We start from the raw sequence: 8,906 nt of genomic DNA, 5'->3' as shown, positions 1-8,906 counted from the left end.
CCGGCTGAACCCGCTGTGCTGGCGGACCTGGACCTGTCCGGGCTGAGCGATGACGAGGTCGCTCACCTGCTCGAGCGGGAACTCGAAGCATTCGATCTGGATGGGGAGAGATGACGACGGAGGAGCACAGCGACCAGTCCGCGCTGCTCGTCCGGGCGCTGCGGCAGCTCCGCGACGTCCGGCAGCGGCTGCGGGAGGCTCAGCACGCCCGGCATGAGCCGATCGCGGTGATTGGCGCCGGTGTGCGCGCCCCCGGTGGGGCCAGCGACCTCGACAGCTTGTGGCGCCTGCTGGCGGCGGGCGAGGACGCGGTGTCGCCGCTGGTCCACGACGTCGACGGGCATCGTGCGCCGGCGGATGCCGGCGCCGGGCCACAGCCCGGGGCCCGGGGCGGCTGGTGGGGCGGGATGCTGGGGGCAGTCGACGGGTTCGACGCCGAGTTCTTTGGCATGACCGCGACCGAAGCCGCCCACTTGGACCCCCAGCAGCGGCTGGTACTGGAGGCGGCGTGGGAGTCCATCGAGGACGCCGGGCTGCCCGCCGAGCGGCTGCGCGAGCGTCCGACCGGCGTCTTCCTGGGCCTTTACGGCGCCGACTACCTGAACCTGCAGCTGTCCGGGCAGGCCGAGGTCACCGCGTACACGGCCCCGGGCGGCGCGCACAGCGTCGCCGCGAACCGGCTGTCCTACCTGCTCGATCTGCGGGGACCGAGCCTCGCGGTCGACACGGCGTGCTCGTCGTCGCTGATCGCGGTCCACGTGGCCTGCCGGGCGTTGCGGGCACACGACTGCGACTACGCGCTGGTCGGCGGGGTCAACGTGATCTTGTCCGAGGCCGCGACCAGGATGACCGAGAAGGTGCTGCCACTGGCTCCGGGCGGGCGGTGCCGGACCTTCGACGCCGGCGCCGAGGGGATTGTGCGGGCCGAGGGCTGCGGGATCCTGCTGTTGCAGCGGGCCTGCGACGCCCAGTCCGACGGGCGCGCGGTGCGGGCGTTGATCCGGGGCACGGCCGCCAACCACAACGGCCACGCGAACGGGCTGACGGCACCCAGCCCCCGCGCGCAGGTCGAGCTGATGCGCCGGGCGCTGGCCGACGGTGACGCGGACCCGTCCGACGTGGTGTACGTGGAGGCCCACGGCACCGGCACCCGGCTTGGTGACCCGATTGAGGCCGAGGCCCTGCGGGAGGTCTACGGCCCGGGACAGCGGCCGTGCGCCGTCGGCTCGGTGAAGACCAACTTCGGCCACCAGGAGGCGGCGGCCGGCGTGATGGGGCTCCTGAAGGCGATGTTGGTACTGGAGCGCGGGCAGGTGCCGCCTCACCTGCATCTCACCCGCATCAACCCCGAGATCGACCTGGACGGCACCCGGCTGACCGTACCGACCGCGCCTTGCCCATTGCCGGCGGAGCCGGACGGGCCACGGCCGTTGGCCGCGGTCAGCTCCTTCGGCTTCGGTGGGGCCAACGCCCACGTGGTGCTTGAGGCGCCGCCGGTTGCGGCCCCCGGGCCGAGCCAGCCGCTGGAACCGGCGGACCGGCTGCTGTTGCCGCTGTCCGCCCGCAGCCCCGGGGCGCTGGCCACGCTCGCCAGCCGGTTCGCCGACCGGCTGGCCGCGGCCGGGGACGGCGAGGCCGCCGCGATCTGTGCCTCCGCCGCCGTCGGCCGCACCCACCACAGCCATCGGCTGGCCATCGAGGCCGCTGGTGGGGCCGGGCTGGCCGCCCGGCTGCGCGACGTGCCGGTGGACCGGGTCCGGCCCCGTGACCTGGGCGAGCGCCGGCTCGCGTTCATCGTCTCGGGCCAGGGCTCGCAGTGGCCGGGCATGGGGCGCGGCGTGCTGGCCGCTTACCCGGTGGTGCGGGCCGAGGTCGAGGCCTGCGACCCGCTGATCCGCGGCCTGACCGGGTGGTCGGCGCTGGCCGAGCTGACCGCGCCCGAGGAGCAGGCCCGCTTGCACCGGACCGAGGTCGCCCAGGTCACGATCGGGGTGCTCGCGCTCGGGCTGGCCGCCCAGTGGCGGGCGTGGGGCGTCGAACCGCACGCCGTGGCCGGGCACAGCATGGGCGAGATCATCGCAGCCCGGCTGGCCGGCGCGCTCGAGCGCGACGAGGCGTTGGGCCTGCTGGTGCGCCGAGCCCAGCTGACCGAGCAGGCGGCCCGCGGGGGCCGGATGGCCAGCATCGCGCTGCCCGCGGACGAGGTGCGGCGGATCGTCGCGACCGACGGCGGGCTGGTCTCGGTAGCCGCGGTCAACGCGCCCCGTTCGACCGTTGTGTCCGGCGAGCGGGCGGCGGTCGAACGGGTCACCGACCGCGCGCGGGCCCTCGGTGCCGCGACCCGGCCGCTGCGGGTGGATTACGGCTTCCACAGCCCGTTGCTGGCCGCGGCCGCGGGCGCCCTCACCACCGCGGCACCGGCCGGGCATGACGCTGATGGCCCGGCGCTGTACTCGACCGTCACCGGCAGGCGGATGCGGGGCGGTGACCTCGACGGCGAACACTGGGCCCGCAACCTGGGCGACGCGGTCCGGTTCCAGCCGGCGCTGGAAGCCCTTGCCCGCGACGGCGTGACCGTGTTCGTCGAGCTCGGTGCCCATCCGGTGCTGCTGCACGATATTGGCACCACGCTGGAGGCCATCGGTGCCCCCCACCTTGCCGTGGGCAGTCTGCGCCGCGACCGGCCGGCCCGCGAATCCCTGCACCGCTCGGTGGCCGGCCTCTACCAGGCTGGGCTCGATGTGCGCTGGGACGCTGTGGTGGGGCGACCGGCCCGCCGGGTGAACCTGCCCCTGTACCCCTGGCAGCGCAGGCGGCACTGGCTCGACGTCCACGGTGGCACCCCGCCGGCCGTGGCCGCGTCGGCACCGGCCGCCGTCGCGGGCCAGGATGCGGCCCCGGTCGAGGTCGAGGTCGAGGTCGAGGTCGAGGCGACGATCGCCTACCTCCAGCGGCGCGTCGCCGACGCGCTCGACCTGAGCGACCCCGCCGGGATTGGCCGCGATGCCCAGCTCGAGGAGCTGGCCATGAGCTCCCTGATGATCGTTGAGTTGAAGAACCAGATCGAGCGCGACTTCCTGGTGACAGTGCCGCTGCAGGCGCTGTTGGCGGGGGGCACCGTTGAAGACATCGCCCAGCGGCTGGCCGGCGGCTTCGCGGCCGGTGGGAGCCGGCCCGGAACCGGCAGCGGCCGGGCACCGCTCGGGCGCGGGGCATGAACGTCAGCGTCCCCCGCACCACCGCGTCGCAGATCGTGGCCCGCGCGGTGCCGCATCCGGAGGCGGTGGTGCACCCGGAGGCGATACGGCTGGTGTGTTTCCCCCATGCCGGTGGCGGGCCGACCGCCTACCGCGGCTGGCCCGCCGGGCTAGCCCCCCACATCGAGCTGTGGAACGCGACCATGCCAGGCCGGGGCCGGCGCCGCGACGAACCACCGGCCCGCGGCTGGGACCAGCTGGTGGCCAGCTTCGCGGCGGCGATCGCGGCTGAGACGCCACCACCGTACGCGCTGTTCGGGCACAGCCTCGGCGCGCTGGTCGCGTTCGAGGTGGCGCGTTGCCTGACCGTGGCCGGCGTCCCGCCCACCCACCTGTTCGTCTCGGGACGGGCCGCGCCCGGCCGGCGCGAGCCGTCCGCCGTCCCGCCCACCGACGACGAGCTGATCAGTTACGTCGACCGGTGCTACGGCGGGATCCCAGCCGCCGTGCGGGCGGTACCAGAACTGATGGAACACTTCGTGCCGCTGCTGCGGGCCGACCTCGAACTCGCCGCCAGCTACCAGTTCCAGCCAGGGCCGTCGCTGCCGGTCACGATGACGGCGCTGGCCGGCGATCGTGACCCGGCGGCCCCGGCCGGCGGTGTCTCCGCCTGGGCCGGCCAGGCCGGGGCCGGGTTCGAGACCCATGTGTTCCCGGGCGGCCACTTCTTTCTCCATGACCAGCAACAGGCGGTGCTGCGGCTGGTGCGGCGCCGGTTGACCGCAACGCAGCGAGAGAGGCACCAAGATGACCGAGCGGTTTGATGTGGTTGTCGTGGGAGCGAGGTGCGCCGGTTCGCCGCTGGGCGCGCTGCTTGCCCGCCGCGGCCTGAAGGTGGCCGTCCTGGAGCAGGTGACATTCCCCCGCCCAACCCTGTCGTCGCACGTCATGCAAGCAGACTCACTGGCGTTCCTGAACCGGCTGGGCGTGATCGACCAGGTGCGGGCGACCGGGGCGCCCTTCATGTCCCGGTGCGATGTCCGGCTCGGCGACTTCCGTTTCACGGCCGGCTTTCCGCTCCACCTGGGCGATGTGGGCGGAGCGGCCGCGGTCCGGCGTCACCTGCTCGATCCGATCCTGGCCGGCGCGGCGGCCGACGCCGGGGCGGATGTACGGCTGGGGACCCGGGTGACCGCGCTGGTAACCGAAGGCGGGCGGGTGGTCGGCGTGCGGGCGCTGCGCGACGGCAGTGAGAGCGAGATCCGGGCCGGGCTGGTCGTCGGTGCCGACGGGCGGGACTCGACCGTGGCCCGGATGACCGGCGCCCGCCGTTACAACGTTACTGAGAGTGAGCGAGTCTACTACTGGACCTATTTCGAGGGTGCGAACCTCGGCGCCGCACCGACGTTCGTCTTCCACCGGTGGGGCGACCGGCACATTTTCTCCGGGCCGGCCGACAGCGGGCTCTACCTGGTCGGTGTCTCTCCGCGGGAACACGAGGTCGAGATGTTCCGCCGGGATCTGGCAGGGTCGCTGATGGCCCATGTCAACAGCTGCGCGCCGATCGCGGACACGCTGCGCGATGCCAACCGGGCCACCAAGATCTATGGGATCCTGCGGTTCGAGGGCTACTTCCGGGAGGCGTCCGGGCCTGGTTGGGTCCTGGCCGGCGACGCCGGGCACTTCAAAGACCCGGCCGCCGGGCGTGGCATCGGTGACGCATTCCACCAGGTGGAGACTCTAGCGCCGATGATCGAGTCCGGGCTGGCCACCTCACGGGCCGCGCTCGACTCGGCGATGGGTGACTTCGTGCGCTGGCGGGACAAGCAGTACAGCTCCTACTACTGGATGGCGGCCGACTTCGGCCGGCTCGGAGCGGTGCCGGTCGTGTTGCCGGCGGTCACCCGCCGGCTCTACGACAGCGGGCAGATCAACCGGCTGTTGGAGATGTTCGCGCATCGCGTATCACCGGCGGAGCTGCTCACCCCCGGCCGGCTGGTGGGCGGGGTCGCCGCCGTGCTGGCCGGCGCGTCCGGTCGCCGTGGCCCGGCCGCTCGCGAGATCGCCAGCCTGCTGGCCACCGAGGCCCGGCGCCGCCGGCTCAACAAGCGGCCCGTGTTCGCCGCTACGGCCGCGAACCGGGCCGACCGCCGCCTCCGGTCAGGACAGCCTGATCCCGATGCCCGTCTCGAGTGGGAGCTGACACCATGACCACGCATGATTTCGACGCTGACCACGGGTCTGCCGGGACGGGACCACGGGGCTGCGGCAGTAGGGCCGCGGAGGGAGGCGCCCTGGGCTGGGCGTCGGCCGAGGACAACGACGCCAGGCGCCACCCGGACGCCGCGAGCCGGACAGTCCTGTTGCCGGAGCCGCTCAGTTTCGAACAGACCGTGCCCCGGGCGATCGCTCACCGGCGGGCGGTGGGCGAGGTGTTCGTCACCGACTCCCGTCAGCTCGCCGCCGACGACTTCCTCTGCGCCATCCAGCTCCCGCGCGGCCACAGCCTGTGGGCGGACCGCGCCCGCGGTTTCCACGACCCGTTCGCGGCCGCCGAGGGCGCCCGCCAGAGCGCCTTCGTCGTGTTACACCGCTACCTCGGCGTCCCGGTCGGGCTGCCGTTCAGCATGCAACGCTTCGCCTTCGAGGTGCTCGACCTGGCCGCTTTCCGGGACGACGAGCGGTGGCCGCTGGCGGCGGTGCTGCGCTACCGGATCACAAACCTCCAGCTGCGCGGCGGTGAGCTGGGCAGCCTCACCCTGACCGCCGAGCTGGCGGTCGATGGGGCCCCGGCCATGACCGTCAGCGGGGATGCCGTGTTCATGTCCCGCGACGACTACGAGGCGCTGCGGGCCTTCCAGCGGGCCCGCAAGCCGATCGAACCGGGGCGGATCCCGCCGCCGGCAGCGCCGATCGACCCGGCCGAGGTCGGCCGCCGCGATGTGCGCAACGTGGTGATCGGGGAACCGCTGGAGGGGGCTGGGGACTCGGATGTCATCCGCCACCCGGTAGTGATCGACCGGAGCCACCCGGCGTTTTTCGACCACGACTACGACCACGTGCCCGGCCCCTTCCTGGTCGAGGGTTTCCGGCAGGCCGCGATCGTGGCCGCCCTGCGCGCGGGCCTGGTCGCTTCCCCGTCGGTGGCGATGGCCGGGCTGCTGGTCGACTTCGCCGGCTTCGGTGAGTTCGAGGCGCCGCTGGCGCTGTCGGCGGTGGCCGGACCGGTGTCGGCTGGCGGCTGCGTGCCGGTCGAGGTGACGCTGGAGCAGTTCGGCGAGCGGATCGCGCACGGGCGAGTGGACCTGCGCCCGTTCCCGGGCCCCGCGACGGGGGCGCCATGACCATGGCCAGCAGCCGCATGGTGGGCGGCCACCGCGGCATGCCGCTGTCATCGGGAATCGGGCAATGATCAGAAAATGATCAGGCCACGTGGCCGACATGGCGGCCGAGCCGCCTGCGGCACGCGGCGCCTGTCATGCTTTATTATGTCGGCACAGACATGTGGGAAAAGACATCCGGGCGGGCCCGGCGGTACCAGCGCGGCAGCGAAGGGGACGGTATGGATCTCGGCCTGCGGGGGAAACGCGCGCTGGTGACCGGCGCGTCCAAAGGCATCGGCGCGACCACGGCCGAGGTGCTGGCCCAGGAGGGCTGCGACCTGCGCTTGGCCGCACGCAGCGAGAATGTCCTGAGGGAGGTGGCGGCGAAGATCCGGGCCAACTACGGCGTCGACGTGGCTGTCCACCCCGCCGACCTGCGTGCGGCCGAGGACATCGCCCGGCTCGCCGAGGCGTCGGCCGATATCGACATCCTGGTCAACAATGCTGGTGACATCCCCGGTGGTTCGCTGGAGAACCTCGACGAAACGGCCTGGCGATACGGCTGGGAACTGAAGGTGTTCGGCTACATCAACCTGACCCGCCTGGTCTACGCACGGATGAAGGCGCGCGGCGGCGGGGTGATCGTGAACGCCATCGGAGCGTCGGGGGAGCGGCACGACCCCGACTACATCGCCGGCAGCACCGCGAACGCCGCGCTGATGGCCTTCACCCGAGCGCTGGGCGGTCGCGGGCCCCGGGACAACATCCGGGTCGTCGCGGTGAACCCGGGCCCGGTGGCCACCGAACGGATCACGACGCTGATGAAAGCGGTGGCGCACAGCCGGTTCGGTGACGAGTCCCGGATCACCGAAATCATGGCCGACTTCCCGCTCGGGCGCTGCGCGACCACCCGGGAGATCGCCGACGCGATTGCCTTCCTGGCTTCGGAGCGCTCCGGGTACACCAGCGGGACCGTCCTCACGGTGGACGGGGGTTTGTCCGCCCGGGGGTGAGCGAGCAGGCCAGTCAGTCACCGTCTGGTCAGGCCACTTCGACATCGAGTGACATCGAGGCGATGATGTCGGCCAGTTTGTTCAGTGTCTCGGGATTGCGAAGGATCTGGATAACGACACTGAGTCGTGGATCATCAGCGATATGTAGTCGGACGTAATCGGCGGTGAACGTCCCGGCTGCCGGGTGGTGCCAGTTCAACGCCCCGGAGCGGAACGTTTCCAGCCGCCGGGTAGCCCAGGCCTGGCGAAACTCCGGGCTGGCCGCTTCGATCCGCCGGATGAGGTACTGAAATTCCGGGTCATCGATGGCATCGGCGCTCTCCGACCGCAGCATCGCGGTGAGCCGGCTGACCTGCCCCTGCCAGTCGGGAATCAGTTCGTGCATCCACGGGTCGGTGCACATCAGCCACACAATGTTGCGGTCCTCCGGCGGCAACATGTCAAGGTGCGGTAGCAGCGCGACCACCCCCTTGTTCCAGGAGAGCAGATCGAGGCGCCGATTAATGATATACGCCGGGTTCGGTTCGAGCCGGCGCAGCAGCCGGTCGTAGGCAGGGGAAATCTTCAACGGGGCTGGCGAGCCGGAGAGCGGCTTCTCACCGGCAAGCTTGAACAGATGCATCGTTTCAGCCGCGGACAGGTCGAGCGCCCGTGCGATGGAATCAAGGACTTGCCGAGATGCACGCACCGGACGGCCCTGCTCCAACCAGGTGTACCATGTTGTGCTCACGCCAGCACGCTCCGCCACCTCTTCTCGGCGTAATCCCGGGGTTCTCCGGCGTCCCCGCGGCGCGATGCCCATTTGATTGGGGCTCCGACTTTCTCGACGATTCCTCAAGAATTTCCCGAGTTCCCGGTTCGCCGCTCCGCTCACAGTAGTTCCTCCCAAGGGGTCCCGCCTCAGCCAGCTGCCGCACTATCAATACCGACTTTTAGCACATGACACCAAAAAGGGTGCACTATGTCTACCTGGTGACAGGATTTCGATAGGGGCTGCCTACGGGCCGCTGCCCAGATCCGCGTGAGCGGAACTCGCGCGCTGGGCTCCCGCCTCGGGTCCTGGCGTTGGACGCGCATCAGGGAACAGCCGTCCCACAATAACGCCGCCGCTGACGAGCAACCGGTTACTGACCTGCGAAAACAGCAGCACCGCAGGTCAGGATAGGTGTCACATAGGTGCCACAGGAGAAGATCTTGTTCTTCCTTCAGGAGGAGCGACCAGGAGGAGCGACCGGCAATAGGGGCGCGGACCACGGAGCGGGGCTGGAGCGCCTGCCTCGCGAGCCGAAGGAGGACGCGCCGGAGGTGGTGGGTGGCGACCGACGAGCCGTCGGGTATCCGCGCATCGCGCGGCAATGGATGGAGAGCATGGA

Annotated in this window: 7 protein-coding genes; 6 read left to right on the top strand and 1 reads right to left on the bottom strand. The window is 71.5% G+C overall.

The genetic code is table 11. The features are described 5' to 3' along the window. Positions 1–110 precede the first annotated feature (110 nt). The 5 genes from MJ783_RS17435 to MJ783_RS17415 all read left to right on the top strand — a co-directional run bounded on the left by MJ783_RS17435 (position 111) and on the right by MJ783_RS17415 (position 7,533). Positions 111–3,218: a type I polyketide synthase gene (locus MJ783_RS17435; protein WP_239311612.1), complete on the top strand. Its 3,108-nt coding sequence runs from the start codon at positions 111–113 to the stop codon at positions 3,216–3,218. Further along, a complete protein-coding gene (locus MJ783_RS17430; protein ID WP_239311610.1) occupies positions 3,215–4,021 on the top strand; it encodes a thioesterase II family protein in 807 nt (268 codons plus the stop codon). The genes MJ783_RS17435 and MJ783_RS17430 overlap by 4 nt, the downstream gene beginning before the upstream one ends. Next, on the top strand, positions 4,005–5,408 hold the full coding sequence (locus MJ783_RS17425) for an NAD(P)/FAD-dependent oxidoreductase (RefSeq protein ID WP_239311608.1): 1,404 nt from the start codon (positions 4,005–4,007) through the stop codon (positions 5,406–5,408). Before MJ783_RS17430 ends, MJ783_RS17425 begins: the two co-directional genes overlap by 17 nt. Further along, the gene (locus tag MJ783_RS17420; RefSeq protein ID WP_239311605.1) at positions 5,405–6,541 is read left to right on the top strand and encodes an AfsA-related hotdog domain-containing protein; all 1,137 of its coding nucleotides are present in this window, start codon (positions 5,405–5,407) and stop codon (positions 6,539–6,541) included. The genes MJ783_RS17425 and MJ783_RS17420 overlap by 4 nt, the downstream gene beginning before the upstream one ends. Before the next feature lie 218 nt (positions 6,542–6,759). Next, entirely contained in the window at positions 6,760–7,533 is a 774-nt protein-coding gene (locus MJ783_RS17415) for an SDR family oxidoreductase (RefSeq protein ID WP_239381711.1), read from the top strand. A 28-nt stretch (positions 7,534–7,561) separates the two neighbouring features. On the opposite strand, the gene MJ783_RS17410 is transcribed toward MJ783_RS17415, so the two are convergent. After that, entirely contained in the window at positions 7,562–8,407 is an 846-nt protein-coding gene (locus tag MJ783_RS17410) for a helix-turn-helix transcriptional regulator (protein ID WP_255724422.1), read from the bottom strand. A 302-nt stretch (positions 8,408–8,709) separates the two neighbouring features. Between MJ783_RS17410 and MJ783_RS17405 the strand changes: the two genes are divergently transcribed. After that, the coding region (locus tag MJ783_RS17405; RefSeq protein WP_239311598.1) for a hypothetical protein at positions 8,710–8,906 on the top strand (197 nt) is incomplete at its 3' end.

The organism is Protofrankia sp. Cj3 (genome assembly GCF_917627355.1).
GTDB lineage: Bacteria > Actinomycetota > Actinomycetes > Frankiales > Frankiaceae > Protofrankia.
The sequence above is the reverse complement of the archived record's forward strand: the minus strand, read 5'-3'. Positions and strand labels throughout refer to the sequence as shown.